This window comes from Microvirga sp. BF8 (assembly GCF_059888585.1).
Map to the genome: position 1 here is coordinate 972,186 of NZ_CM187619.1, position 24,631 is coordinate 996,816.

The 24,631-nt window shown below is 65.0% G+C and carries 26 protein-coding genes and 1 other RNA gene; 16 read left to right on the plus strand and 11 right to left on the minus strand.

Features of this window, described 5'->3' with window-relative positions; all coding sequences use genetic code 11:
* The first annotated feature begins 30 nt into the window (after positions 1 to 30).
* Positions 31 to 3,609, plus strand: coding sequence for an AsmA family protein (locus AC522E_RS04585; RefSeq protein WP_500749210.1), 3,579 nt, complete (start codon positions 31 to 33; stop codon positions 3,607 to 3,609).
* On the opposite strand, the gene AC522E_RS04590 is transcribed toward AC522E_RS04585, so the two are convergent.
* From AC522E_RS04590 to fumC, 3 genes are read right to left on the minus strand one after another with little or no spacing between them, the layout of a single operon-like run.
* On the minus strand, positions 3,587 to 3,823 hold the full coding sequence (locus AC522E_RS04590; RefSeq protein ID WP_500749211.1) for a ribbon-helix-helix domain-containing protein: 237 nt from the start codon (positions 3,821 to 3,823) through the stop codon (positions 3,587 to 3,589). The genes AC522E_RS04585 and AC522E_RS04590 overlap by 23 nt on opposite strands.
* A gap of 1 nt (position 3,824) precedes the next feature.
* Entirely contained in the window at positions 3,825 to 4,010 is a 186-nt protein-coding gene (locus AC522E_RS04595) for a DUF4169 family protein (RefSeq protein ID WP_500749212.1), read from the minus strand.
* Positions 4,010 to 5,401, minus strand: a complete 1,392-nt coding sequence (fumC, locus tag AC522E_RS04600) for a class II fumarate hydratase (protein ID WP_500749213.1) — start codon at positions 5,399 to 5,401, stop codon at positions 4,010 to 4,012. The genes AC522E_RS04595 and fumC overlap by 1 nt, the downstream gene beginning before the upstream one ends.
* A gap of 75 nt (positions 5,402 to 5,476) precedes the next feature.
* Between fumC and AC522E_RS04605 the strand changes: the two genes are divergently transcribed.
* Entirely contained in the window at positions 5,477 to 6,928 is a 1,452-nt protein-coding gene (locus AC522E_RS04605; protein WP_500749214.1) for a cytochrome P450, read from the plus strand.
* A gap of 22 nt (positions 6,929 to 6,950) precedes the next feature.
* Here AC522E_RS04605 and AC522E_RS04610 read toward each other — a convergent pair whose 3' ends face one another.
* Positions 6,951 to 7,568 carry an SspB family protein gene (locus AC522E_RS04610; RefSeq protein ID WP_500749215.1) on the minus strand — a complete coding sequence of 206 codons (618 nt, stop codon included), beginning with the start codon at positions 7,566 to 7,568 and terminating at the stop codon, positions 6,951 to 6,953.
* Between the two features lie 23 nt (positions 7,569 to 7,591).
* Positions 7,592 to 7,948, minus strand: a transfer-messenger RNA (tmRNA) gene (ssrA, locus tag AC522E_RS04615).
* A gap of 81 nt (positions 7,949 to 8,029) precedes the next feature.
* Here ssrA and AC522E_RS04620 point away from each other — a divergent pair.
* From AC522E_RS04620 to AC522E_RS04655, 8 genes are all read left to right on the plus strand, one after another.
* On the plus strand, positions 8,030 to 8,824 hold the full coding sequence (locus AC522E_RS04620) for a thymidylate synthase (protein ID WP_500749216.1): 795 nt from the start codon (positions 8,030 to 8,032) through the stop codon (positions 8,822 to 8,824).
* Between the two features lie 5 nt (positions 8,825 to 8,829).
* Positions 8,830 to 9,135 carry a DUF2293 domain-containing protein gene (locus AC522E_RS04625; protein WP_500749217.1) on the plus strand — a complete coding sequence of 102 codons (306 nt, stop codon included), beginning with the start codon at positions 8,830 to 8,832 and terminating at the stop codon, positions 9,133 to 9,135.
* 38 nt (positions 9,136 to 9,173) lie between these two features.
* Entirely contained in the window at positions 9,174 to 9,662 is a 489-nt protein-coding gene (locus tag AC522E_RS04630; protein ID WP_500749218.1) for a GNAT family N-acetyltransferase, read from the plus strand.
* A 90-nt stretch (positions 9,663 to 9,752) separates the two neighbouring features.
* A complete protein-coding gene (locus AC522E_RS04635; RefSeq protein ID WP_500749219.1) occupies positions 9,753 to 10,265 on the plus strand; it encodes a dihydrofolate reductase in 513 nt (170 codons plus the stop codon).
* Positions 10,266 to 10,399: 134 nt separating this feature from the next.
* Complete coding sequence (gene hflK / locus AC522E_RS04640; protein ID WP_500749220.1) at positions 10,400 to 11,554, plus strand: FtsH protease activity modulator HflK; 1,155 nt, start codon at positions 10,400 to 10,402, stop codon at positions 11,552 to 11,554.
* Positions 11,551 to 12,474: a protease modulator HflC gene (gene hflC, locus AC522E_RS04645; protein ID WP_500749221.1), complete on the plus strand. Its 924-nt coding sequence runs from the start codon at positions 11,551 to 11,553 to the stop codon at positions 12,472 to 12,474. Before hflK ends, hflC begins: the two co-directional genes overlap by 4 nt.
* A gap of 6 nt (positions 12,475 to 12,480) precedes the next feature.
* Complete coding sequence (locus tag AC522E_RS04650) at positions 12,481 to 12,672, plus strand: DUF2065 domain-containing protein (protein WP_500749222.1); 192 nt, start codon at positions 12,481 to 12,483, stop codon at positions 12,670 to 12,672.
* Between the two features lie 199 nt (positions 12,673 to 12,871).
* Positions 12,872 to 14,383 (plus strand): DegQ family serine endoprotease, encoded by a 1,512-nt coding sequence (locus AC522E_RS04655; RefSeq protein ID WP_500749223.1) that lies wholly within the window; start codon positions 12,872 to 12,874, stop codon positions 14,381 to 14,383.
* Positions 14,384 to 14,468: 85 nt separating this feature from the next.
* Here AC522E_RS04655 and serB read toward each other — a convergent pair whose 3' ends face one another.
* Entirely contained in the window at positions 14,469 to 15,377 is a 909-nt protein-coding gene (gene serB / locus AC522E_RS04660) for a phosphoserine phosphatase SerB (protein WP_500749224.1), read from the minus strand.
* Between the two features lie 14 nt (positions 15,378 to 15,391).
* Here serB and miaA point away from each other — a divergent pair, with 14 nt between their 5' ends.
* Positions 15,392 to 16,342, plus strand: a complete 951-nt coding sequence (miaA, locus tag AC522E_RS04665) for a tRNA (adenosine(37)-N6)-dimethylallyltransferase MiaA (protein WP_500749225.1) — start codon at positions 15,392 to 15,394, stop codon at positions 16,340 to 16,342.
* Here miaA and AC522E_RS04670 read toward each other — a convergent pair.
* Positions 16,302 to 17,129 (minus strand): RMD1 family protein, encoded by an 828-nt coding sequence (locus AC522E_RS04670; RefSeq protein ID WP_500749226.1) that lies wholly within the window; start codon positions 17,127 to 17,129, stop codon positions 16,302 to 16,304. The genes miaA and AC522E_RS04670 overlap by 41 nt on opposite strands.
* Before the next feature lie 274 nt (positions 17,130 to 17,403).
* Between AC522E_RS04670 and AC522E_RS04675 the strand changes: the two genes are divergently transcribed.
* Genes AC522E_RS04675 through ilvN form a run of 3 tightly spaced genes read left to right on the plus strand, consistent with a single transcriptional unit; the run spans position 17,404 to position 20,477 of the window.
* Positions 17,404 to 19,176, plus strand: a complete 1,773-nt coding sequence (locus AC522E_RS04675) for an acetolactate synthase 3 large subunit (RefSeq protein WP_500749227.1) — start codon at positions 17,404 to 17,406, stop codon at positions 19,174 to 19,176.
* Positions 19,177 to 19,223: 47 nt separating this feature from the next.
* Positions 19,224 to 19,904 (plus strand): glutathione S-transferase family protein, encoded by a 681-nt coding sequence (locus tag AC522E_RS04680; RefSeq protein ID WP_500749228.1) that lies wholly within the window; start codon positions 19,224 to 19,226, stop codon positions 19,902 to 19,904.
* Between the two features lie 30 nt (positions 19,905 to 19,934).
* Positions 19,935 to 20,477 carry an acetolactate synthase small subunit gene (gene ilvN, locus AC522E_RS04685; RefSeq protein WP_500749229.1) on the plus strand — a complete coding sequence of 181 codons (543 nt, stop codon included), beginning with the start codon at positions 19,935 to 19,937 and terminating at the stop codon, positions 20,475 to 20,477.
* A 2-nt stretch (positions 20,478 to 20,479) separates the two neighbouring features.
* Here ilvN and AC522E_RS04690 read toward each other — a convergent pair whose 3' ends face one another.
* Complete coding sequence (locus tag AC522E_RS04690; protein ID WP_500749230.1) at positions 20,480 to 21,028, minus strand: DUF924 family protein; 549 nt, start codon at positions 21,026 to 21,028, stop codon at positions 20,480 to 20,482.
* Between the two features lie 291 nt (positions 21,029 to 21,319).
* Here AC522E_RS04690 and ilvC point away from each other — a divergent pair, with 291 nt between their 5' ends.
* Positions 21,320 to 22,339: a ketol-acid reductoisomerase gene (gene ilvC, locus AC522E_RS04695; protein ID WP_500749231.1), complete on the plus strand. Its 1,020-nt coding sequence runs from the start codon at positions 21,320 to 21,322 to the stop codon at positions 22,337 to 22,339.
* Positions 22,340 to 22,416: 77 nt separating this feature from the next.
* On the opposite strand, the gene AC522E_RS04700 is transcribed toward ilvC, so the two are convergent.
* The 3 genes from AC522E_RS04700 to AC522E_RS04710 form a co-directional block, all read right to left on the minus strand.
* A complete protein-coding gene (locus AC522E_RS04700; protein WP_500749232.1) occupies positions 22,417 to 22,773 on the minus strand; it encodes a hypothetical protein in 357 nt (118 codons plus the stop codon).
* 114 nt (positions 22,774 to 22,887) lie between these two features.
* On the minus strand, positions 22,888 to 23,043 hold the full coding sequence (locus AC522E_RS04705; RefSeq protein WP_500749233.1) for a hypothetical protein: 156 nt from the start codon (positions 23,041 to 23,043) through the stop codon (positions 22,888 to 22,890).
* A gap of 69 nt (positions 23,044 to 23,112) precedes the next feature.
* Positions 23,113 to 23,631 (minus strand): DedA family protein, encoded by a 519-nt coding sequence (locus tag AC522E_RS04710; RefSeq protein ID WP_500749234.1) that lies wholly within the window; start codon positions 23,629 to 23,631, stop codon positions 23,113 to 23,115.
* A gap of 151 nt (positions 23,632 to 23,782) precedes the next feature.
* On the opposite strand from AC522E_RS04710, the gene pdxY reads away from it, so the two are divergent.
* Positions 23,783 to 24,631 carry a pyridoxal kinase PdxY gene (gene pdxY / locus AC522E_RS04715; protein WP_500749235.1) on the plus strand — a complete coding sequence of 283 codons (849 nt, stop codon included), beginning with the start codon at positions 23,783 to 23,785 and terminating at the stop codon, positions 24,629 to 24,631.

A 24,631-nucleotide genomic window follows, 5' to 3' on the forward strand; every position in this document is an offset into this window, starting at 1 on the left:
CTTGCGACGACACGGAGAAAAGGCCGCCTCTTGCGCGACATTCTGACGATTATCGCATCGATCGTGATCCTCATCCTGGCGGTTGCGGTGGCGGCTCCTCCCTTTGTGGATTGGGAGGCGCACCGCGCCTCCATCGATCACCTGATCTCGCGTGCATCGGGGACGGAAGCCCATACGGAAGGCCGCATCGGCCTGCGCATCCTGCCGTCGCCGCGCCTTCGCTTCGACCGTCTGAGGCTCGGCGGCAAGACGCCGGACTCACCGTCCTTCACCGCCGACTTCGTCTGGGCCGAGCTGGCGTTGACCCCTCTCCTGCGCGGCGAGGTGCGCTTTACCGAGACCCGGATCGGCCGCGCCGACATCCGGGTTCCCGTCGGGCCGGACGGAGGCTGGCGCCTGCCGCAGGACCTCACCGGGGGAAGTAACCGCGGGCGTGAATGGGCCATCGACAGCCTCAAGGTCGCCCAGCTCCTGGTGACGACGCAGACGCCGACCACGGGCCGTACGGACCAGGCCTACGCGGAGAACGTCTCCATCGAGGGCCAGCGGCTGATCGGCCCCTGGCGAGTCGAGGGCACCACCGCGGGCGTTCCCTTCCGGCTTGTGACCGGGGAACTGACCCCTGACAAGAGCGTCCAGGTGAGGCTGTCCGGCGGCGGCGACATCTATCCCCGCTTCGACATCGACGCGAAGCTTGCTCTCGAAGGCGACAATCCCGCAGCTTCCACCCCGAGCCTGGCGGGGAAGGCCAAGATCCTCTTCGGCCCGCCGGCCCAGGTGGCGGCCGCCGGCATCCCGATTCCAATCGCCATCGAGGCCGACTTCAAGGCGGATTCCGGGGCCGTCATGCTCAGCCCCGTCAGCCTCGAAGCGGGCGAGGGTGGTGCCAGCCTCCGCATGGCGGGCGAGGGAAGCATCCAGCTTAACGATCCCCGGATCTCCCTGAAGCTCGAAGGCCGGCGGCTCGACGCCGACAGCTTCATCCTGTCCTCCAACGGGCAGGATTTCAAAAGCCGGCTGGCGGCATGGTCGCTACCGCGGATCACCATCCCCATCGATCTCGATCTGAAGATCGACAGCATCGGGCTCGGGCAGGACGACCTGTCGAACGCGGCGCTGCGCCTGTCTCTCGAAAAGGGCGAGGCCAGGATCAAGCGCATCGACTTCCAGGCGCCGGGAGAAACCCGCGTCGCCATGGAGGGAACGGTCGGGCTGACCGTCAAGGGCGGGGCGGAGGGCAAGCTCGCCCTCGCATCCAATGTCTCCGACCGGTTTGCCCGCTATCTCGACCGCATCGGCCTGCGGTCGCCCTTCCTCAAGGTTCTCGACGGACGTCCGCTCGAGATGTCTTCCGATGTGGCGTTCTCCAATCCCGTCCTGTCGTTCAGCCGGCTTCGGGTGAAGACGGGCGATGCGGTGATGACCGGCAACGTGCGCTATACGGCGCCGGAATCCGATGCGCGCGGCAGGCTGGAGGCGCAGGTCGCGATCCAGAACCTCAACCTCGATCAGTTGCCCCGGGTATCGAGCGTGTTCGAGGCGACGCAGAATCTCGATGTCGGGTTCATTCTCGATGCGCGCAATGTCCGCGCCGGCACGCGTCCCGAGGCGGGGCGGATCACGGCGCGCATCCTTTCGGATGGTCCGGCCCTGCTGGTCGAATCCCTCGACATCGTGAATCTCGCGGGGGCCAATGCCCGTGTGAGCGGCCGCATCGCGCCGGACGGCTCGGGACGCATCGCTGGAAAGGTCACGGCCCAGCGCGCCTCACCGCTGGTCGATCTGCTCGGGAGCGTGTGGATCGGCGGCATCTCGAAGCTCGTTCCCTATTTCCTGCGTGAGGGCGATCTGAACCTCGATATCGTGACGGAGCGCGTCGCGCCTCCGCCGAACTCGACCGAGTTGCGCCTTCGCACCACGGCCAACGGCACCGCTGCCGGCGGCAGCTTTCTCGGATCGGTCGATTCCCTCGACGGTCGGACCGAGAATCTCGATGTGACGCTCGCGACCGACAATACCGGGCGATGGGTCAACCGTCCGTCCGTGAGTTCACTGAACCGCCCGTCGAAGGTGGTTCTGCGGGGCACCCGCGTCAGTTCGGGCCAGTTCAATGTGACCGTGTCCGGTGACGTCGGCGGCGTCCGGGTCACGACCAAGCGTCCCTTCACCCTCAGTGCGGACGACGATGTGGTCGACAGCGGCGAGGCGGAAATCGCCACGGCCGATATCGCGCCCTTCCTGCTTCTCCTCGGTGATGGATCCGGCGTTGCCTCGCCGGTGCCGGCCGAGGCGCGGATCACTCTCGGACGCGAGCGCGACGCGTCTCTTCTCTCCGTGACGGGGCAGGTGGCCAAAAGCAATGTCCAGGCCCGCCTCGCGGTCCGTTCGCGCTCCGATGTCACCGGCGATGTGTCGCTCGACCGATTGTCGCTTCCGTGGCTCGTGACGACATTGGCGCTCAACACGCCTCCGAGCCCCGATGCGAACGCGATCTGGTCGACCGCGCGGTTCGGACAGAGTGCCCGGCTGATCACCGGCGGTCAGGTTGCGTTCAAGGTCGGGACGCTCGATCTCGGACGGGAGCTGCAGGGAACGCGCGCGGCCTTTACGGCCGAGGCGACGGCGGACGGCGTCACCATCCGCAATTTTGAGACCATCCTCGGAGGCGGGAAGCTGACGGGATCCACGACGATCACGCGCCAGGGTTCCCTTGCCTCCATTGTCGGGGAAGGAGCTGTCACCGACATTCCACTCTCGTCCCTGGGCGGCGCCACGCCGTTCGATGCACGGCTGTCCGGTACGCTGAAATTCGGATCGGCGGCCGACAGCATGGCGGGTCTCGTGGCGAATCTCGGTGGCGCGGGAGATTGGCGGATCACCAATCTGCGCTTGCCCGACACGGACCCGTCGGCCTTCGATCGGGCCCTCAAGCGCCTTCTGGCCGACAACGAGCCGCTGCTCGAGGGCAGGTCGGAAATGGTGCTTGGCGCCGAACTCAGCCGCGCCTCGCTCGCGGCTCCGTCGGTTGCGACATCCGCAGCCCTGGTGGCGGGCGTCCTGCGGCTGTCGCCCTTCGTCGTTCAGAACCCGGCGGCCATCTGGCAGGGTGCCGTTACCTACGACCTGAAGTCGCTGGCATTCGAAGCCCGCGGATCGCTCGCAGCGAAGACGTCGCCGCCCGGCTGGGTCGGCGCGCCGCCCTCGGTCGGGCTGACCTGGCGGGGCTCCCTGGCCGCCCCCGTGCGCGAGATCGATGCCGGGCCGTTCCGCAACGGCCTCGCCGCCATCGTCCTGAAGCAGGAGCTGGAAAAGATCGAGGCCTTCGAGAAGGCGCAGGCGGAGCGGCAGCGCCAGATTCAGGCACAGCAGGAGGCGGAGCGCCGGGCGAAGGCGGCGGCGGAGGAGGCCGCGCGTCAGGCAAAGGCACGGGAAGAGGCGGAGCGTGCGCGCATCGAGGCGGAGCGGATCCAGTCGCAGCAGCAGAACGATCCGAATGCGGCACTGCCGCCCCCCGACGGCCAGAGTTCATCGCCGTTCGTGATGCCGCCCCTGACGCCGCCGCTCGAAATCAATCCGCCGCCGCAGATCAATTCCCGTCCGGGCGGCTGAGGCTTTCCCGCAGGTTTTCGAGCACGAAGACGCGGATCGCGGAGGAGAGGTTCTGCTCGCCCCGCTCCGCGTCGATGCGGCCGATCAGGGCCTGGACCGAAAGGGAGCGCTGCGTGGCGATCGCGCGCAGGGCGTCCCAGAAGGGTTCCTCCAGGGAGATGCTGGTGCGGTGCCCGGCGATGGAAACCGAGCGCTTGAGGATGCCGGCGCCCATGTCAGGGCTTGTCCTCGTCGCGCTTGTGTCCGTCGAGGCGGCGCTCGTTCAGGGTCTTCTGTGCGTCCGTCCGCTCACGCTCGGCCCTGGTTCGGCCGAACTGGACGCGGTTCTCGGCGGCGCGGGCCTCTTTCTCGGCCCGCGCCTTGCGTTTGCGCGCCTGGCGCAGATTGACGATCTCCGCCATCAGCCCGGCGACAGCATGGTCTCGGGCCGCACGACCGCATCGAAATCGGCCTCGGAGACGCCGGCCTTCAGGGCCTCCTCCTTCAAGGTAGTGCCGTGCTTGTGCGCCGCCTTCGCGATGGCGGCGGCCTTGTCGTAACCGATCTTCGGGGCCAGTGCCGTCACGAGCATGAGCGAGCGCTCCATCAGGTCCTTCAGGCGATCAAGGTTGGGCTCGATGCCGACCACGCAGTTGTCCGTGAAGCTGACGGCGCCTTCCGCGAGGAGCTTGATCGATTGCAGGACGGCGTTGGCGATCACCGGCTTGAACACGTTCAACTCGAAGTGTCCCTGGCTGCCGGCGAAGGTGACGGTGGTCTGGTTGCCCGCGACCTGGGCGCAGATCATCGTCAGGGCTTCCGCCTGCGTGGGGTTCACCTTGCCGGGCATGATCGACGAGCCGGGCTCGTTTTCGGGCAGGGAGATCTCGCCAAGGCCGGAGCGCGGGCCCGAGCCCATGAGACGGATGTCGTTGGCAATCTTGAACAGTCCTGCGGAGAGGCTTGCCAGCGCGCCCTGGGTGAAGACGAGTGCGTCATGCGAGGCGAGAGCCTCGAACTTGTTCGCGGCCGAGGTGAAGGGCTGCGCGGTCAGCTCCATCACCTTCGCGGCGAAGCGGTCTGCAAATTCCGGATGGGCGTTGAGGCCCGTGCCGACGGCGGTGCCGCCCTGGGCAAGGGCATAGATCCCGGGGAGCGTCATTTCGATGCGGGCGATGCCGAGTTGGACCTGCATCGCATAGCCGGAGAATTCCTGTCCGAGAGTGACCGGGGTCGCATCCTGGAGATGCGTGCGGCCGATCTTCACGATGTCCTTGAACTCCTCCGCCTTCCTGTTCAGCGCGGCGTGCAGGTGCCGGAGCGCCGGGAGGAGCCGGTTGTTGATCTCGCGCGCCACGGCGATGTGCATCGCGGTCGGGAACGAGTCGTTGGAGGACTGGCCCATGTTGACGTGGTCGTTCGGATGAACGGGCTTCTTCGAGCCGCGCTCTCCGCCGAGGCGCTCGATGGCGAGGTTCGAGAGAACCTCGTTCATGTTCATGTTGGACTGCGTGCCCGAGCCTGTCTGCCAGATGACGAGGGGAAACTCCTCGTCGTATTTTCCCTGCACCACGTCCGCGGCAGCGCTCACGATGGCGTCTGCAAGACGCGGATCGAGCTTGCCGAGATCCTTGTTTACCAGCGCCGCGGCCTGCTTCACGATGGCGAGAGCATGGACGAGCGGAATCGGCAGGCGCTCTCCGCCGATGCGGAAATTCTGAATCGAACGCTGAGTCTGGGCGCCCCAGAGCCTGTCTGCGGGAACTTCAATGGGGCCGAAGGTATCTGTTTCGGTACGGGTTGAGGGCGACATCCTGACCTCTTTCGATGGGAATGGGTGTTCTTATCTCAAGTTGGGTGGCCCGCAACAGCGAACGAGCGCGATGGCATGGCAAATTCTACGACTGGGTCCTTCGATGCGCCGCTTTTCAGGCCGCCGGCGCCGGAGCCTCGCACCGAGCCGATGGGATTGCTGGCCTTTCTCCTCGCCATCCGCCGAAATCCCCTGACCACATGGATGGACCGGCATTTCGAGGAGGCCGTGATCGCCGGGGACGGCGTGCTGGGCCGCATGACCGTAGTCAATGAACCCAGTATCATCCGGCATGTCCTTCTCGACAACGCCGCCAATTACCGCAAGGACGACCTTCAGATCCGCGTTCTGGCGCCGGGCCTGGGAAGGGGGCTGCTGACCGCCGACGGTGAGGACTGGCGGCTTCAGCGGCGGATCCTGGCCCCCCTTTTCACGCCGCGGGTGGTGGGCAGCTTCTTTCCGGCCATGGTGGAGGCCGCGGACCGGCTCGTGCGGCGCTGGCAGCGGCGCCCGGACGGCCGCATCGTCGATGCCTCCCTCGAGATGACCCGGATCACCCTCGATGTCCTGGAACGCACTATCTTCACGCAGGGCGTCGCCCGCGATCCGGATGGGCTGGCGCGGGCGATCAGCCGCTATTTCGAAGGGATCGGACGGCTCGACCCCATGGACATCTTTGGCTGGCCAAGCTGGATCCCCCGCGTCGGACAGCTCCGGGCGCGGCCCGCGATCCGCTATTTCGAGGAGCTCGTCGATGAGCTGATCGGGACCCGCAAGGCTCTTCTCGCCCGTGGAGAGCCCGCGCCGCAGGACCTGCTGTCGTTGCTCCTGAAGGCCTCGGATCCGGAGACCGGACAGGGACTGAGCGACGGGGACGTGCGCGCCAATATCGTCACCTTCATCGGTGCCGGGCACGAGACCACGGCCAACACCCTGTCCTGGTCTCTCTTCCTGCTCTCCCAGGATCCGAAATCCCGCGCCCGGATCGAGGAGGAGGTGGACAGCGTCCTCGGCGACGGGCCGTTCGAAGCGCGCCATCTCGAAAAGCTGGTCTTCACCCGGGCAGTCATCGACGAGGCGCTGCGCCTCTATCCGCCGGCGCCATTCCTGAGCCGGGCGGCCATAAAGGCCGAGGATATCGGATCCCTGCACATTCCCGCAGGTTCGGTCGTAACCATCGCGCCCTACGTCCTGCATCGGCATCGGAGGCTCTGGGACGACCCGGATGCCTTCAATCCCGAGAGGTTTCTGCCGGAGAACAAGGAGAAGATCGACCGCTTCGCCTATCTCCCGTTCGGAGCGGGTCCGCGCGTCTGCATCGGCGCGAGCTTCGCGCTGCAGGAAGCGACCATCGTCCTCGCAAGCGTCGTACGCGCCGTCAGGCTGGATCTGATGGAGGGACACGTCGTCCGCCCGGTGCACCGGATCACGCTGCGGCCCCAGGGCGGCCTGCCGATGAAACTTGCCCATCGCAGGCAGGAGCGTCCCATGCGCCGGGCAGCTCCGCTACCACAGATCGGAGGTTGATGCCGCGGATGCGGGGCTCCGGCTAGTTCTTCTTGCGGAAGGAGTCGAGACTGACGACCTGGGCTGTGCCTTCGCCGGTCTTCGGCTCCTCGGCCTTCTCGGCGTCGGCCGGCTCCTTCGCCTGGTCGGCCTTGGCGGCGGCATGCTTCTTCTCGTCCGGCTTCCTGGCGGTCGAAGCAGGGCCGGCCTTGGGCCGCTTCATCTCGACGGGCTGAGAATCGCCCGTGCGCGCCGGCGGTGGCGGCGGGGCCGGTTCCGTGGCATCGGTCTCCTCCTCCTCGCCTTCCGTATTGAACTTGAGGCCGAACTGGACGGAGGGATCGAAGAACCCGGTCAGCGAATCGAACGGCACCAGAAGGCGCTCCGGCACGCCCGAGAACGACAACCCGATCTCGAACGTGTGTTCGGTGACATTCAGGTCCCAGAACTGGTGCTGGAGGACGATCGTCATCTCCTGCGGATATTTCTCACGCAGGCGGTTCGACAGGCGCACGCCGGGAAAATCGGTGCGGAAGGAGATGTAGAAGTGATGCTCGCCGGGCAGGCCGTCCTTTCCGGCATCGATCAAAACCTTGCGGACCACGCCTTTCAGCGCGTCCTGCACAAGAAGATCGTAGCGGATCAGGTCTTTGCCGGCCATGAGGGATCCTTCGAGGATGAGAAAGTGGAGGCTTCTGTTGCCAGGTGCCTCCGGACCCCGCCTAACGGTGCTACCCGCTAGGACTTTGAATCGGCTTTAGGGACCGCTTACGCAGCCACTGCAACCGGAGCATAGTTGTCGTTGGCAACTATTGAATCGGCCCGATAACGGCGGAACCATGCCGAGCAAAAGTCTATCCTTTACGCCCTCGTCGATCCTATTTCGCCCCCGCCGAAACCCAAGCTCAGCCTGGGTTTTGGTGGAGGCGCCGGGTACCGCCCCCGGGTCCGATGGGTTTATTCCGATAGCCGTTTATCGCCATAGCTGACCTCGCGGCCAGCGCCCTCAATATAGGAAAGGACGCGGCAATTTGAAAGAGTGGGGGACAAGTTCTGCGGGGACGAATTGCGCTCTCGGAACCTTAGGGCGCGCTGGCCTATAAAAGGGGCGAGGAGCATTCCATGCAGGCCTATCACGATCTTCTCAAGCGCATTCTGGACGAGGGCGTCCGCAAGGACGACCGGACCGGCACCGGGACCCTCTCGATCTTCGGCCACCAGATGCGCTTCGATCTCAGCCAGGGATTTCCCCTGGTGACGACGAAGAAGCTGCACCTGCGCTCCATCGTCCACGAACTGCTCTGGTTCCTGAAGGGCGATACCAACGTCCGCTATCTGCGGGAGAACGGCGTCACGATCTGGGACGAATGGGCCGACGCGAACGGTGATCTCGGCCCGGTCTACGGCAAGCAGTGGCGCTCCTGGGCCAAGCCTGACGGCGGCACGGTCGACCAGATCCAGTGGGTCCTCGACGAGATTCGTCGCAACCCCGATTCACGCCGCCTCATCGTCTCCGCCTGGAACCCCGCCGAACTCGACAGGATGGCGCTGGCGCCCTGCCACTGCCTGTTCCAGTTCTATGTCGCGGAAGGGCGGCTCTCCTGCCAGCTCTATCAGCGCTCGGCCGACGTCTTCCTGGGCGTGCCCTTCAATATCGCATCCTATGCCCTGCTTACCCATATGATGGCGCAGGCGACCGGGTTGCAGCCGGGCGATTTCGTCCATTCCTTCGGAGATGCCCATCTCTACCTGAACCACCTCGAGCAGGCCCGCCTGCAATTGTCGCGGGAGCCCCGGTCCCTGCCGAAGCTTCGGCTCAACCCGGCCGTGCGCTCCCTGTTCGAGTTCACATTCGACGACATTTCCATCGAGGACTACGATCCCCATCCCGCCATCAAGGCGCCCGTCGCGGTCTGAGACCCATGAACAGGCGCGAGATCATCGAGAGCGCCGTCAGGATCCTCGCCCCCCGAATTCCGCGACACGAATTCGAGGCGGTGACGGACCATGCGCTCGGCAGCCGCGGCCTTCACACGGCGACGCCGGAAACTGCCGCCTGGCTTTCCCTCGTCTCGTATATCCGCCACAGGCTGACCGACTACGACGCGCTTCTGGACGACGGCTACGACGTGGACAGCGCCCGCTTCTTCGTCCTCGACGACATGAACGGGATCCTCGAGGAATGGGGATCGCCGCGCCGCGTCGAGGTCGAGGATACGGCGGATTGAGGCTCGACAGCGCCAGAAAGCTTGGGCACAAGGTTGCCATGACGCTGACCATCCGCCGCGCCGAAGCCCGCGACGCTTCCCTGATCCTCACGTTCATCCGCGAGCTCGCCGCCTATGAACGCCTGGCCCACGAGGTCGACGCGACGGAAGAGGGGCTCTCCGAGGCCCTGTTCGGATCCCAGCCCCGTGTTTTCGCCGATATCGCCGAATGGGAGGGCGAGCCTGCCGGCTTCGCCCTGTGGTTCTACAACTTCTCGACCTTCCGTGGCCGCCACGGCATCTATCTCGAAGATTTGTTCGTCAGCCCGGCCTTCCGGTCGAAAGGGGTCGGACGCGCGCTGCTGCGGCATCTGGCCCGGCGATGTGTCGCGGAGGGCCTCCCGCGCCTCGAATGGTGGGTTCTCGACTGGAACGAGCCGGCTTTGCGTTTCTATCGCTCCATCGGAGCCATTCCCATGGACGAATGGACCGTGCAGCGCGTGACCGGGGAGGCCCTGGAGAGGCTGGCGAAGGATGGTGGTTGCTAGACGGCCGATTCCCGTGTCTCCATAGCTGGATGCGGCGTCTGAAGACGCTCTCGCGGCCTGATCGAATTTCATCGCTTCCCGAAAGTCACCATGACCCTGCCTCTCATCCTCGTCGTCGCGGTCGCCGATAACGGCGTCATCGGGCGTGACAATCAGTTGCTTTGGCGCCTCCGTACGGATCTCAGGCGTTTCCGGGAACTCACTTGGGGCAAGCCGATGATCATGGGCCGCAAGACGTTCCAATCCATCGGCAAGCCTCTCCCGGGGCGCGAGACGATCGTCCTGACGCGGGATCCGGGTTTCTCCGCGGAGGGTGTCCATGTGGCCCATAGCTGGGAGGACGCCATGTCACAGGGCTCGACACTCGGCGAGAGAGCCGGGGCCGACGCGGTGGCAGTCGTCGGAGGTTCCGAAATCTACGCCCTCGCGCTGCCCCACGTGGCTAAAATCCATCTCACTCTGGTTCACACGGCCCCGGAAGGCGACGCCTCCTTTCCGGATTTCGACCGCTCGGCCTTCAAGGAAGTCAGGCGCAGCGATCATCCGAAAGCGGCGGATGACGAGCATCCGTTTACCTTTATCGATCTGGAACGTCGTTCCTGAGTGCTGCCAAGGTTGACGAAAGCCGCCACAATCCCCAAGTCGCAGCCTTGACAGGCGGGAGAAAGACCACCCACAACCGCCACTTATCCCATCGGCTCGAGCGGCCGGTCTTTTCAGAGTGAGGAAAGGCGATCATGCCTTGGAGTAACCAAAGCGGCGGCGGCCCCTGGGGGCAGCGCGGTGGATCGGGAGGCGGCAAGAGCCCATGGGGTTCGGGCGGCCCGCAGGGCAATGGAACGCCGCCCGACCTGGAGGACATCCTGCGCCGCGGTCAGGACCGTCTCAAGGATTTCATTCCGGGAGGATCGATGGGCGGCAAGGGGCTGATCGCCCTTCTGCTCGGTGCCATCGTCATTTGGCTGCTCACCGGCTTCTATACGGTCCGACCCAACGAGGTCGGCATCAACATGATCTTCGGCCGCTTCACCGGAACCTCCAGCGAGGGTCTGCGCTACAACCTGCCGTATCCGATTGGCCGGGTGATCAAGCCGAACGTGACCGAGCAGCAGCGCATCGAAGTCGGCTACCGCTCGACTCCGACGGGGCAGGGCCGTGCCCGCGACGTTCTCGAGGAGAGCCTGATGCTCACCGGCGACGAGAACATCGTCGATATCGATTTCGACGTGGTGTGGCAGGTCAATCCCGTCCGTCCGCAGGATTTCGTCTTCAACCTCCAGAATCCCGAAGGGACGATCAAGGCCGTCGGCGAGAGCGCCATGCGCGAGGTGATCGGCCGCCGCCAGATCCAGAACATCCTGACCACGGAGCAGGCGAGCGTCGCCCAGGAAGTCCGCCAGATCATGCAGACGACCCTCGACGCCTATGGGGCCGGCGTCCTCGTCAACGTGGTCCAGCTCCAGGCCGCCCAGCCGCCGGCAGAGGTCCGTCAGGCCTTCTTCGACGTGAACGCGGCTCAGCAGGACGCCGTCCGCGTCCAGAACGAGGCCGAGACCTTCGCCAGCCGCGTCGTCCCTGAGGCCCGCGGCGAGGCGGCCCGGACCGTCCAGCAGGCCGAGGCCTATCGCGAACAGGCCGTGGCCGACGCCACCGGCCAGGCAGCGCGGTTCCGCCAGATCTACGAGGCCTATCGCCTCGCGCCCGACATCAGCCGGGAGCGGATGTTCCTGGAAACCATGGAACGGGTCATGAGCGGGGTCGACAAGGTGATCATCGATCAGAACGGGCAAGGGGTCGTTCCCTATCTGCCGCTCACGCAGTTGCCGCGCCAGCAGGTCCCGCAGGGCCAGCAGGGTCAGGGCACCACAGGCCAGCAGGGAGCCACGCGATGAACAGCTCAGCCATCAGGACGGGCCTCGTGATCCTCGCGGCGCTCGCGGCGATCATCCTTTACAGCGCGATCTTCATCGTGCAGCAGACCCAGTATGCCCTCGTGCTGCGCTTCGGCGCCGTGCAGTCGGCGCTCCGCGAGCCCGGGCCGTATTTCAAGCTGCCTCTGATCGACACCGTCACCTATTTCGACAAGCGGGTGCTGGATCTCGACCTTCCGGTCCAGACCCTTCTCTCCGCGGACCGGCAGAACCTGGAGGTGGATGCCTTCACGCGCTACCGGATCATCGATCCGCTGAAGTTCTACCAGGCTGTCGGCAGCATTCCGCTCGCCAACCAGAGGCTGGCAAGCTTCACCAACTCGGTGATGCGCAACGTGCTGGCCAGCGCCTCCCGGGATGCGATCGTTCGCACCGACCGCAGCAATCTGATGCAGCGCATTCAAGAAGACGTGAACAAGCAGGCGCAGAGTCTCGGCATCGAAATGATCGACGTGCGCCTGACCCGCGTCGACCTTCCGGCCGCCAACAGCCAGGCCGTCTATCAGCGCATGCGCACCGAGCGCGAGCGCGAGGCGGCTGATCTGCGTGCCAACGGTCAGCAGCAGGCGCAGACGATCCGCGCCCGCGCCGAGCGCGAGGCCACCATCATCCGTGCCGACGCCAATCGCAAATCGGAGGAATTGCGCGGCACGGGCGATGCGGATAGGAATCGTATTCTGGCCGACGCTTTCAGCCAGGATCCGGACTTCTTCGCCTTCTTCAGGTCGCTGCAGGCGTATGAGACGGGTCTCAAATCAGGAGAGACGCGCCTCGTGCTGAGTCCGAATTCCGATTTCTTCCGCTACTTCAACGACCCGACGGGCCGTGGAAACGGCTCGTCGTCACCCGCGAAGCCGGCCCAGCCGGCCCCGGCGCAATAACTCCATATGCTGGATCTCGTCGCAGCCCTCGGCCTCGCTCTCGTGGTCGAGGGCATTCTATTTGCGGCTTTCCCTGACGGCATGCGCCGGGCCATGTACGAGGCCGCTCATAGCCCGAGCGACAGGATGCGCCTCGTCGGCATCCTCTCGGCCATTGTCGGGCTCGGGATGATCTGGGCCATACGCCAGTTCGGGTGACTGCCTTGGAGCATCACACGCAAACGCGGGTCCGGCTTGGCGGCGACATGGTCCGGCCGTCGGCGAAATCGGCATCGGACCCGAGGGCAGGCTCCACTTTCAGGTCCGATGCCTTAGCCCCTCTTCCGCCGCAATCCGCGCTTGAATGGCGAAGCAGAGGGACAATCTATATCCACAGCTCTCCAAGAGAGGATTTTCAATGACCCAAGCCATGAATGCGCTGGCGCCCGCCGAAACGGTGCTTCCCAGGCGCCTGCCGCGCAGGCTGGCGGCCTCCTGCTTCGCCGTGGTGACCTTCGTCGCAACCGCGCTTCCCTTCGCGGTGCAGGCTCGTTCAGCACCGGAATCCTTTGCCGATCTCGCGGAAGAGGTGACCGGGGCTGTCGTCAACATCTCCGCGTCGACCACCGTCGAGGCCAAGAACCGCACGTTGCCCCAGCTGCCGCCGGGAACGCCCTTCGAGGATCTGTTCGAGGAGTTCTTCAACCGCCGGGGCCAGGGTAACGGCGACAGCAGCCCACTGCCTCGCCAGCGCAAGTCGAACTCTCTCGGCTCGGGGTTCGTCATCGACTCGTCCGGCATCGTCGTGACCAACAACCACGTCATCGGCGACGCCAACGACATCACCGTGATCTTCTCCGATGGGACGCGTCTCAAGGCTGACATCGTCGGCAAGGACAGCAAGGTCGACCTCGCCGTGCTCAAGGTGAAGTCCGACAAGCCCCTCAAGGCGGTAAAGTTCGGGAATTCCGACGCCCTTCGCCCCGGCGACTGGGTGATGGCGATCGGCAACCCGTTCGGCCTCGGTGGCTCCGTGACCGCCGGTATCGTCTCGGCCCGCGGCCGCAACATCGATTCCGGACCGTACGACAACTACATCCAGACCGACGCAGCCATCAACAAGGGCAACTCGGGCGGCCCGCTGTTCAACATGAACGGCGAGGTCGTCGGCATCAACACGGCCATCCTGTCGCCGACGGGCGGTTCGGTCGGCATCGGCTTCGCGGTTCCCGCGTCGACCGCTGCCCCGGTGATCGATCAGCTGCGTCAGTTCGGCGAAACCCGCCGCGGCTGGCTCGGCGTGCGCATCCAGAACGTGGATGACGCGACCGCGGAAGCCCTCGGCCTCGGCTCGGCCCGTGGCGCCCTGATCGCCGGCGTGGACGATAAGGGCCCGGCCAAGCCCGCCGGTCTCGATGTCGGGGACGTGATCACCCGGTTCGACGGCAAGGAGGTACGGGATTCCCGTGACCTGCCGCGCATCGTCGCCTCGACCCCGGTCGGCAAGTCCGTCGATGTCGTGATCGTCCGCAAGGGCAAGGAGGAGACCAAGCAGGTCGTCCTCGGACGCCTCGAGGACGGGGAGAAGCAGGCCAATCTGCAGCAGCCCTCGACCGATACGCCGACCGTGACCAAGCAGGCACTGGGCCTCGAACTGTCGGGGATCACCGATGAGCTGCGCCGCCGCTACGGTCTCAAGGACGACCAGAAGGGCGTCGTGATCACCCGCGTCGATCCGAACTCGACCGCCGCCGACAAGCGGATCCAGCCGGGCGAGGTCATCGTCGAGGTCGGCCAGGAGCCGGTTACGAGCCCGGCCGACGTGACCAAGCGGATCGATGCCATCAAGGCCCAGGGCCGCAAGTCGGCGCTGCTCCTCGTGGCCAACACGCAGGGCGAAGTGCGCTTCGTGGCCTTGTCCATCGAGTGATGGACAGAGGCAATTCGTTGTCAGAAAGGGCGGCTCCGAGCCGCCCTTTTTTCTTGAGGTTGGTTCTCTCTTCCCCGTCAGTCCTTCAGTCCTGGACGATCTCCGTCCCTCGATACCCCTGCACATAGAGCAGCGCCGTCAGGTCCGCATGGTCGATGCGGGCATGGGCTGCGGCCGCGACGGCGGGCTTGGCGCGGAAGGCGACGCCGAGGCCGGCCTCGCCGAGCATGGCGAGGTCGTTGGCTCCATCGCCCACCGCCATCGTGTCCGGCGAGGTCAGTCCGAAGCGGTTGCGCAGTTCGATCAGGGTCGCGAGCTTCGCCTCCCGGCCGAGGATCGGCTCCTCGACCTCTCCCGCCAGCATCTCGTTTTCGACGATCAGGTGGTTCGAGCGGTGCTCGTCGAAGCCCACCTTGGCGGCGACGGGGCCCGTGAAGAGGGTGAAGCCGCCCGAGACGAGGCAGGCATAGGCGCCGTTCGCCCGCATGGTCCGGACCAGGGCCCGCCCGCCCGGCGTCAGGGTGATCCGGCTTTCGATGATCTCGTCCACGACGCGGACCGGGAGGTTCTTGAGCAGGGCGACCCGCTCGCGCAGGGCGGGCTCGAAGGCGATCTCGCCCCGCATGGCCCGCTCGGTGATCTCCGACACCTCGGCCTTCAGGCCGACGAAATCGGCAAGCTCGTCGATGCATTCCTGGCCGATCATGGTGGAATCCATGTCAGCCAGGAACAGGCGCTTGCGCCGGCCCTCCAGAGGCTGCACCACGATGTCGATGGGCTCGTCGGCGATGCTCTCGCGCAGGATCGTTTCGATCTCGGCCCTCGGGCGCCCGGCAGGCAGGATCACGTCCGCCGCGATTCCGCTTGCCAGGACGACGGGTTCCGTTTCTTGTCCGAGCGCTCCTGCCGCCGCTTTCAGGACCGCGTCCGTCACGGCTGGACGGTTGGGATTGGCGACGAGCGTCGCGACGACGAGATCGGAGGGGGAAGCCATCGTGGGGACCGGGTGTGAGTGAAGTTCGGGTCGGCGCGGTTCTCATTGCAGGGCCGACCGCATCAGGCAAGTCCGCATTGGGCCTTCGCCTCGCCGAACGGCTCGGCGGCGTCGTCATCAACGCCGATTCCATGCAGGTCTACCGGGATCTGCGGGTGCTGAGCGCGCGCCCGACGCCGGAGGAGGAGAGCCTGGTTCCGCACCGGCTCTACGGCCATGTGGACGCCGCGGTGAACTATTCGGTCGGGCGCTATGCCGATGACGCCGCTGCGCTCCTGCGGGAGCTGGAGGGCCGGAAGCTGCCGATCCTCGTCGGCGGGACGGGACTGTACTTCAAGGCTCTCACCGAAGGCCTCTCGGACATGCCCGCGGTTCCGGAGGCGGTCCGCGAGGCTGTGCGCCGGGAGAGCGAGGGCCTGGAAACGCCGGAGCTCCATCGCCTGCTCATGGAGCGCGATCCCGAAACCGCGGGAACGCTGAGACCGTCGGACCGCCTGCGGGTACAGCGCGCCCTGGAAATCTTCGCCGCGACCGGGCGGCCCATCGTTTCCTTCCATGGCGCCCGTCAGCCCGGACCCCTGGCCGGCAGGCCCCTCGTCAAGCTCTTCCTGGCTCCGGATCGGGACGAGTTGCGCCGGCGCATCGATGCCCGCTTCCTCGCCATGATGGACGGCGGCGCCCTTGAGGAGGTGCGTGCCCTCGCAGGGCGCAACCTCGACCCCATGCTGCCCGCCATGCGCGCCCATGGGGTTCCGGGACTCCTGGCCCATCTGCGCTGCGAAATCTCCCTGGACGAAGCCATCGCGAAAGGCCAGAGCGACACGAGGCGCTATGCCAAGCGCCAGTTCACCTGGTTCCGGCACCAGTTGCCGGATTGGCGGTGGGTCGGGCCGGGGGAGGGTTTCGAGGCCGCCATGGCGGCCCTCAATGCCCCGGCGTCCCCGTCGCCATCTGATAGAAGGTGATGACGATCTCGAAGACGATCAGAATGACGATGATCAGCTCGAGGCGCAGCGAGCGTTCGGTATCGATGAGATCGGTCAGCGCCTGGGTCGTGTCGCCGATCACGTCGAGCTTGCGGTGGAGGGCGGTGGCCCGCTCCTTGAGTTCGTATTCGTCCTCGAGACGGGCGTAGAGGCGCTCCAGATCGGGGCGGTCCCAGAGCACATCCGGCTTCTCCTCCACGGCGACGCGGCCCGAAACCCGCTGGCGGACGAGGAGGGCATTGCCGACATGCTTGAGGATCTCGCGGCGTCCGCCGGGGCGCCGGCCCTTCTCGGCGAGAAAGCGGGCGAAGGGCTCCATGACCTCGAAGACGGCCGCGGCCTCGCGCTCGTCCCTGGCGAGGGCGGCGCTCTTGGCCAGGGCATCGGCGATGACCGCCAGGCGCTCCGTGGACAGTTGCCGCACGTAGATCGGCCCGCCGGGGGGAATCTGGTCGTCCCTCTCTGCCGAAATCTCGATGATCGCGGTCTCCTCCTCGTGCCGCGCGAACTCGCCGACGATGCGCTGGCGCAGGCCCCTGATCACATCGTCCTCCTCGATGGGCGTGAGGCCCACGAGGACGGCGACGCCGAAGCGGAACAGGGCCACGAAGCCTTCGTGCCCGGCCCGGAAGGCGAGGGGCGAGGTCGACAGGACGTCGCTGCGCTCGAGCCCGGCCACGTCGATCCGGTCCCCGAGGAGGAGGGCGCGGGCCGTGATTCGCGGCCCGCGGGAGGGAGACTCTATTGATGAAACGGTATCGGTCATGACATTGTGTCTAAAGGCCCTGGCATCCTAAGAGCTAGGCCGTGATCCGCCAAATGCGAGGCGCTTGACCGAATGAAATGCATCGGCTAGCGTCGGCGCAACTTTTGAACCGAAGAGCTGCATTCATGCGCAAGCTTATTCTCGTAGTACGAGCGCCATCGACGGAGCGGGGTTGACCCCCGCAGGTCCGGCGATGGCGCACAGGCCCCCACAGGGGCCTTTTTTATTGCCCGAATTTCCCAAGACAGTGATGAGACCAGACGGAGCGAGTGACATGAGCGAGACGATGACGGGAGCCGAAATGGTGATCCGCGCTCTCCAGGATCAGGGAGTCGAACATCTCTTCGGCTATCCCGGCGGCGCGGTCCTGCCGATCTACGATGCGCTTTTCCACCAGGACAAGATCCGTCACGTCCTCGTCCGTCACGAGCAGGGCGCGGTCCATGCGGCCGAGGGCTATGCGCGCTCCTCCGGCAAGCCGGGCGTGGTGCTCGTGACCTCCGGGCCTGGCGCGACCAATGCCGTGACCGGCCTCGCCGACGCGATGATGGATTCGATCCCGCTGGTCTGCATCACGGGGCAGGTCCCGACCCATCTCATCGGGTCCGACGCCTTCCAGGAATGCGACACGGTCGGCATCACGCGTCACTGCACGAAGCACAACTATCTCGTGAAATCGATCGAGGACCTGCCGCGCATCCTGCACGAAGCCTTCTACGTGGCGATGAACGGCCGCCCCGGTCCTGTCGTGATCGACCTGCCGAAGGACATCCAGTTCAAGACCGGCACCTATGTGCGTCCCGCCAACAACCAGCACAAGACGTACCATCCGACCGTCAAGGGCGACATGGAGCGCATCCGCGCCGCCATCGACCTGATGGCGAATGCCAAGCGCCCTGTCTTCTATACCGGCGGCGGCGTCATCAATTCGGGAACCCATGCCGCGGCGCTTCTGCGCGAGCTCGTGCACCTGACCGGTTTTCCCATCACCTCGACCCTGATGGGCCTTGGCGCCTTTCCGGCGTCCGACCCGCAGTTCCTCGGCATGGTCGGCATGCATGGCACATACGAGTCGAACCTCGCGATGCATGAATGCGACGTGATGATCAACATCGGCGCACGCTTCGACGACCGCATCACCGGTCGTCTCGATGCGTTCTCGCCGTATTCCAAGCGCATCCATGTCGATATCGACCCGTCCTCCATCAACAAGAACGTCAAGGTCGATATCCCGATCATCGGCGACTGTGCGCATGTGCTGGAGGACATGGTCCGTCTCTGGCGTCAGAAGGCGCCGCAGGTGGACAAGGTCGCCCTCAAGGAATGGTGGAACAAGGTCGAGGGATGGCGGGCCCGCAACTGCCTCGCCTATCGCAACTCGGACGAGACCATCAAGCCGCAGCATGCGATCCAACGGCTCTACGAGCTCACGAAGGACCGGGAAACCTACATCACCACCGAGGTGGGGCAGCACCAGATGTGGGCGGCGCAATATTTCAAGTTCGAGGAGCCGAACCGCTGGATGACCTCGGGCGGCCACGGCACCATGGGCTATGGCCTGCCGGCCGCGGTCGGCGCGCAGCTCGCCCATCCGGATGCGCTCGTCATCGACATCGCGGGCGAGGCCTCAATCCAGATGATGCTGCAGGAAATGTCCACGGCCCTGCAATACGACCTGCCGATCAAGGTCTTCATCCTCAACAACGAGTATATGGGCATGGTGCGGCAATGGCAGGAACTGCTGCACGGCGGGCGCTACTCGCACAGCTATTCGGAATCGCTGCCCGATTTCGTGAAGCTCGCCGAGGCTTACGGCGGCGTGGGCATCCGCTGCGACAAGCCGGCGGATCTCGATGCGGCGATCCTGAAGATGATCAATTCCGACCGCCCCGTGATCTTCGACTGCATCGTCGACAAGACCGAGAACTGCTTCCCGATGATCCCTTCGGGCAAGGCGCATAACGAGATGCTGCTCAACGACTATCTCGGTGAAACGGGAACCGACATCGGCTCCGTCATCGACGAGAAGGGCAAGATGCTGGTTTAATCGAACAACCCCTCTCCCGGGTCGGAGAGGGAGGGAGATTTCTCGAAATGCCCACACTCGTGATCGGCAATAAGCTCTATTCCTCCTGGTCGCTGCGGCCGTGGCTGCTGATGAAGCAGCTCGGCATCGCGTTCGACGAAGTCCTCATTCCCCTCGACCTGCCGGACACGAAGGCCCGGGTCCTGAAGCATTCGCCTGCCGGCAAGGTGCCGATCCTCGTCGACGGCGACGTGACGGTCTGGGAAACGCTCGCCATCATGGAATATGTCGGTGACGCTCTCGGGGGGCGTGTCTGGCCCGAGGACCGCAAGGCGCGGGCAATGGCACGGGCCGTAGCCTGCGAGATGCATGCGGGTTTCCAGGCACTGCGCTCCGCCTGCCCGATGAATCTGGGCAAAAAGTATGCGCGCAGGAATCGCGGCGAGGCGGTGGACCGCGATGTCACGCGCTTTGCGGACATCGTCCGCGAGGCGCGGCAGCGGTTCGGCGCGGAGGGGCCATTCCTCTTCGGGGCGTTCTCGGCCGCGGATGCCATGTATGCGCCGCTCGCCACCCGTCTCGATACCTATTCCATTCCTCTCGACGATACGACGCGAGCCTATGTCGACGCCGTGCTCGGCCTGCCCGGCTTTCGCGAGTGGCGGGACGCGGGGCTCAAGGAGGGCTGGATCGTCGCTGCCGACGAGGTCGACGAGGAGCCCATCGCCATTTATCGCAACGCCGCCTGAAACGGTAACAGGCCCCGGAACTCAAGAATCATGAGCCAGATGAGCACCCACTATCCCGCCGCAACCCGCATCGAGCCGGTCAACCGGCATACGCTCGCGATCATCGTCGACAACGAGCCGGGCGTTCTCGCCCGGATCGCCGGGATGTTCTCGGGACGCGGCTACAACATCGAGAGCCTGACCGTCACGGAGACCGAGCACGAGGCGCATATCTCGCGCATCACCATCGTGACCACCGGCACCGACAGCATCATCGAGCAGATCAAGAGCCAGCTCGAGCGGCTCGTGCCCGTTCACCGCGTCGTCGATCTGACGATGACCGGCGATGCGGTCGAGCGCGAGCTCTGCCTCGTGAAGGTGGTCGGGAAGGGCGATCATCGGGTCGAAGCCATGCGCCTCGCCTCGGCCTTCGGCGCCCGCACCATGGATGCCACGCTGACGTCGTTCGTCTACGAGCTCACCGGGACGACGGAGGAGGTCGAGCGGTTCATCAAGCTAATGACGGCCGTCGGCCTCGTCGAGGTCTCCCGCACCGGCGTCGCCGCGATGGCGCGCGGTGGGGACAGCATGTGAGATCAGCCCTGGAAGCCGTCGGCCCTGAGGAACTCTTCCTCCGCCGGGGTCGTCTCGCGGCCGAGGATGGCATTCCGATGCGGGAAGCGGCCGAATCGGGCGATGATGTCGTGATGGTGATGAGCGAATTTGACGGATTCGGGGATGCCGAGAGCTTCATTCAGGGCGACGGAGCGTTCCTGGTGCCGCAGGGATTCCGAATGCATGAACGGCAGGTAGAAGAAGCGGCGAAGCCCCGGTTCGACCTGCCTGTCATAGCCTTTTTCGATCGCCCGGTCGGCGACCAGAAGCGCAACGGCATCGGTCTTATAGACGTCCCGGGTCCCCCGAAACATGTTTCGCGGAAACTGGTCGAGAAGAAGCACGACGGCCAGTGCGCCGTCGGGAGAGAGTTCCCACTCGTTGAGGTCGCCGCGGGCGGCAGCCCGGTAGGTGGGCATGAAACGGTCGCGGCAGGTCTGGTCGAAGACCTCGTCCTTTGCGAACCATTTGTCGGGTCCGGCTTCGCGCCAGAACGCGAGAACCGTGTCGGGAGAAACGATCTGATCCATCGGCCCATTTCTCCACAACCGAACCGCAAATTCAATGAGGCAAGCGACGTTGCGAAACACGACGCGGCGAACTTCGTCACAGGCGGTGCCGGCAATGGAATACTGTTTGGCCTGTTCACCCAAGGGGAGGCGCGAAGCAATCGCTACAAGGACTATCTGTGAGACGAACGAAAATAACGGTTTCGCTGCTTCCCTCTGAAACAAAAGGTCGCTAAGAAGCCGCATCCCGCAGTGCCCCGGATCAAGCGGGGCCAATCAAAGCAATACAAACGTTGAAGGAAGAGGGCCGCCATGCGCGTTTACTATGATCGCGATGCCGACATCAATCTCATCAAAGGCAAGAAGGTCGTCATCGTCGGCTACGGCAGCCAGGGCCATGCCCATGCGCTGAACCTGCGCGATTCCGGCGTGAAGGACATCGCCGTCGCTCTCCGCAAAGGTTCGTCCTCCGTGGCCAAGGCCGAGAAGGAAGGCCTGAAGGTGATGGAAGTGGCAGAGGCCGCCAAGTGGGCCGACGTGGTCATGATGCTGACCCCTGACGAGCTGCAGGCCGACATCTACCGCGACGAGCTCCATGCCAACATGAAGAATGGCGCGGCCCTCCTGTTCGCCCACGGTCTGAACGTTCACTTCAACCTCATCGAGCCGCGCAAGGACCTCGACGTTCTCATGGTGGCGCCGAAGGGCCCCGGCCATACGGTTCGTTCCGAGTACCTGCGTGGCGGCGGCGTGCCCACCCTCATCGCGATCCATCAGGACGCGACCGGCAACGCCCACGATCTCGGCCTGTCCTATGCGTCCGCAAATGGCGGCGGCCGGGCCGGCATCATCGAGACCACGTTCAAGGAAGAGTGCGAGACCGATCTCTTCGGCGAGCAGGTGGTGCTCTGCGGCGGCCTCGTCGAGCTCATCAGGGCCGGTTTTGAGACCCTGGTCGAGGCGGGCTACGCACCGGAGATGGCCTATTTCGAGTGCCTGCACGAAGTGAAGCTGATCGTCGACCTCATCTACGAGGGCGGCATCGCCAACATGAACTATTCGATCTCCAATACGGCGGAATACGGCGAATACGTCACCGGCCCGCGCATCATCACGCCGGAGACCAAGGCTGAGATGAAGCGGGTCCTGACCGACATCCAGACCGGCAAGTTCACCCGTGACTGGATGCTGGAGAACAAGGTCAACCAGACCTCGTTCAAGGCGGTTCGCGCACGTAATGCCGCGCATCAGATCGAGGACGTCGGCGGACGCCTGCGCGAGATGATGCCCTGGATCAAGTCGAAGGCCCTCGTCGACAAGAGCCGGAACTGATCGCCGGGAGCGATTGCGAACAAAAAGAAAGGGGCGGTTGATCCGCCCCTATTTTTTGGCCCCCACGAGAGGAAAAGTTACGCCATGTGCTGTAGAAGCAGCACGATGGCGCTGAGAATGCATAGGACATGACCCAGCGTGCGATACCGGGGCATGCAGAATTTATAGATTCCGTAGCAGACGGCTACGGCGAGCGAGAGCCCCCAGAAACTTTCGGCCGAACGGCCGATGCCCTCTTGTCCGGCCGAGGGACTGGTTCGGCTCCAACTCTCGAACATCCAGAGCGCCGCGAACGTGATGCCGCCGATCCACCAACCGAGGTTCCGCCAAGTCGGCGGCAGCCCGGGTCGTGTGCCCCCAGGCACCCCGGCGACAGGCCGGGATGCGTCATCGTCGTCGTACCAAACGTACGTATCTGGCGGGCTCTGGTCCATGACATTGCTTTGTGAAAAGGCAATGCTGTCATGTAGCATTTCAAAACCCGGCTGCCACCTGCCGAAACAGAGAGTAAAAGCCACTTACCTGCCCTAAAAGACGGCACAAAGGGGCTATTGATCGTTACTCTTCGTGTTCGTGGCCTTGTTGTTGCTTTGCTTGCCCGGATCGAGGCGCTTCTTGGTCGTGCCGCCGGAACCTCGCGTCATGTCGCCCGGGTGCTGCTTGCTCTCGGACGAATTGTCGCCGCTCATCTTGCCTTTACCCATGAGAACCTCCTCAAACAGTGAGGTCAATGACAGGAGCCGAGGAGGGTTCCGTGCGGGCGGAAGGCGGCTCTACCAGAGCACGTACTGCGCGAACCCCGCTCCCGGGGCGAGCAGCACGAAGGCCCAGACGGAGGCGGAGGCCAGGTTCGCAGCCTGGAACAGGATGGTCGGCATGAGGAACATGCCCGCGATCAGCGGGATCACCGCCCGCGTCGGCCCGAAGAACCGTCCGAGGAAGACCGCCCAGGGACCGAAGCGATGGAAGAAGGATTCTCCGCGTGCGAGCAGGGAGGGAGTCCGCGACAAGGGCCACAGGCCGAAGGCCGCCGCCTTGTAGCGGCGCCCGATGGAAAACGAGATCCAGTTGCTGGCGATGGCGCCGACGACGGCGCCGCCCCAGACCTGCCAGAAGGGAATGTCCGCCGCCGCAAGCATGAAGCCGACCGCGACGATGATGGCGGCCGTGGGAAGCAGGAGGGAGACGAAGGCGAACGATTCGGCGAAGGTCATCAATCCGACGACCAGCGGCGCGAATTCCCTGTTGTCGCGCATGAAGCCGAGGATGGCCTGGGTGAGACTTTCGAGCATCGGGATCCCTCCCATGTTCGGCGCGCCCGGGCAAGGCGGGAATACGGCAAGGTTCGAACGATCATGCTTCTGTGATCGAACCCATCACAGCACGCAATTTGCTGCGGCGGAGACGATGCGCTAACCGGAGGCGGTCAGCGGGGCAAGTGCCATGAACGTCCTTTCGATCCAATCCCATGTCGCCTACGGCCATGTCGGGAACGCGTCCGCCGTCTTTCCGATGCAGCGGCTCGGCGTCGAGGTCTGGCCGATCCATACGGTGCAGTTCTCCAACCATACCGGCTACGGCTCGTGGAAGGGGCGTGTTTTCGATGGCCCGGCCATCGAGGAGTTGCTGGACGGCATCGCCGACCGGGGCGTGCTCGAACGCTGCGACGGCGTGCTCTCGGGCTATATGGGCTCGGCGGATATCGGCAATGCCGTTCTCTCCGCCGTCTCCCGCGTGCGCGGCCTCAACCCCGATGCGCTCTATTGCTGCGATCCGGTGATCGGAGATGTGGGGCGCGGCGTCTTCGTGCGTCCCGGTATTCCCGAGTTCATGAAGGAGCAGGCGGTTCCTGCCGCCGACATCATCACGCCGAACCAGTTCGAGCTGGATTATCTCTCCGGCATCGCCACGGACACGCTCTCGGCGGTGAAGGAGGCGATCGCCGCCGTTCATCTTATCGGTCCCAAGGTCGTCCTGGTGACCTCCGTCGTCTCCCGCGAGACCCCCGACGATTCGGTCGATCTGATCGCAGGGCAGGGGGGACGCTTCTGGCGTGTCCGGACGCCGAAGCTTTCGCTCAGCGTCAACGGCGCCGGCGACGCCATCGCCGCCCTGTTCTTCGTCCATTATGCGCGCTCCCTCTCCGCGGCCACGGCTCTCGCGGAGGCCTCCGCATCCGTGTTCGGGCTTCTCAAACGTACCGAGGAGGCCGGATCGCGGGAGATCCTGACGATCCCGGCGCAGGACGAGTTCGTCTCGCCCACCTATCGTTTCCCGGCCGAGGAGGTTTGA

Coding starts and splice junctions, on each gene's coding strand:
- AC522E_RS04590 (WP_500749211.1), bottom strand. CDS start 3,823: ATGGGCGCCGGCATCCTCAAGCGCTCGGTTTCCATCGCCGGGCACCGC.
- AC522E_RS04595 (WP_500749212.1), bottom strand. CDS start 4,010: ATGGCGGAGATCGTCAATCTGCGCCAGGCGCGCAAACGCAAGGCGCGG.
- fumC (WP_500749213.1), bottom strand. CDS start 5,401: ATGTCGCCCTCAACCCGTACCGAAACAGATACCTTCGGCCCCATTGAA.
- AC522E_RS04605 (WP_500749214.1), top strand. CDS start 5,477: ATGGCAAATTCTACGACTGGGTCCTTCGATGCGCCGCTTTTCAGGCCG.
- AC522E_RS04610 (WP_500749215.1), bottom strand. CDS start 7,568: ATGGCCGGCAAAGACCTGATCCGCTACGATCTTCTTGTGCAGGACGCG.
- AC522E_RS04620 (WP_500749216.1), top strand. CDS start 8,030: ATGCAGGCCTATCACGATCTTCTCAAGCGCATTCTGGACGAGGGCGTC.
- AC522E_RS04625 (WP_500749217.1), top strand. CDS start 8,830: ATGAACAGGCGCGAGATCATCGAGAGCGCCGTCAGGATCCTCGCCCCC.
- AC522E_RS04630 (WP_500749218.1), top strand. CDS start 9,174: ATGACGCTGACCATCCGCCGCGCCGAAGCCCGCGACGCTTCCCTGATC.
- AC522E_RS04635 (WP_500749219.1), top strand. CDS start 9,753: ATGACCCTGCCTCTCATCCTCGTCGTCGCGGTCGCCGATAACGGCGTC.
- hflK (WP_500749220.1), top strand. CDS start 10,400: ATGCCTTGGAGTAACCAAAGCGGCGGCGGCCCCTGGGGGCAGCGCGGT.
- hflC (WP_500749221.1), top strand. CDS start 11,551: ATGAACAGCTCAGCCATCAGGACGGGCCTCGTGATCCTCGCGGCGCTC.
- AC522E_RS04650 (WP_500749222.1), top strand. CDS start 12,481: ATGCTGGATCTCGTCGCAGCCCTCGGCCTCGCTCTCGTGGTCGAGGGC.
- AC522E_RS04655 (WP_500749223.1), top strand. CDS start 12,872: ATGACCCAAGCCATGAATGCGCTGGCGCCCGCCGAAACGGTGCTTCCC.
- serB (WP_500749224.1), bottom strand. CDS start 15,377: ATGGCTTCCCCCTCCGATCTCGTCGTCGCGACGCTCGTCGCCAATCCC.
- AC522E_RS04670 (WP_500749226.1), bottom strand. CDS start 17,129: ATGACCGATACCGTTTCATCAATAGAGTCTCCCTCCCGCGGGCCGCGA.
- AC522E_RS04675 (WP_500749227.1), top strand. CDS start 17,404: ATGAGCGAGACGATGACGGGAGCCGAAATGGTGATCCGCGCTCTCCAG.
- AC522E_RS04680 (WP_500749228.1), top strand. CDS start 19,224: ATGCCCACACTCGTGATCGGCAATAAGCTCTATTCCTCCTGGTCGCTG.
- ilvN (WP_500749229.1), top strand. CDS start 19,935: ATGAGCCAGATGAGCACCCACTATCCCGCCGCAACCCGCATCGAGCCG.
- AC522E_RS04690 (WP_500749230.1), bottom strand. CDS start 21,028: ATGGATCAGATCGTTTCTCCCGACACGGTTCTCGCGTTCTGGCGCGAA.
- ilvC (WP_500749231.1), top strand. CDS start 21,320: ATGCGCGTTTACTATGATCGCGATGCCGACATCAATCTCATCAAAGGC.
- AC522E_RS04700 (WP_500749232.1), bottom strand. CDS start 22,773: ATGGACCAGAGCCCGCCAGATACGTACGTTTGGTACGACGACGATGAC.
- AC522E_RS04705 (WP_500749233.1), bottom strand. CDS start 23,043: ATGGGTAAAGGCAAGATGAGCGGCGACAATTCGTCCGAGAGCAAGCAG.
- AC522E_RS04710 (WP_500749234.1), bottom strand. CDS start 23,631: ATGCTCGAAAGTCTCACCCAGGCCATCCTCGGCTTCATGCGCGACAAC.
- pdxY (WP_500749235.1), top strand. CDS start 23,783: ATGAACGTCCTTTCGATCCAATCCCATGTCGCCTACGGCCATGTCGGG.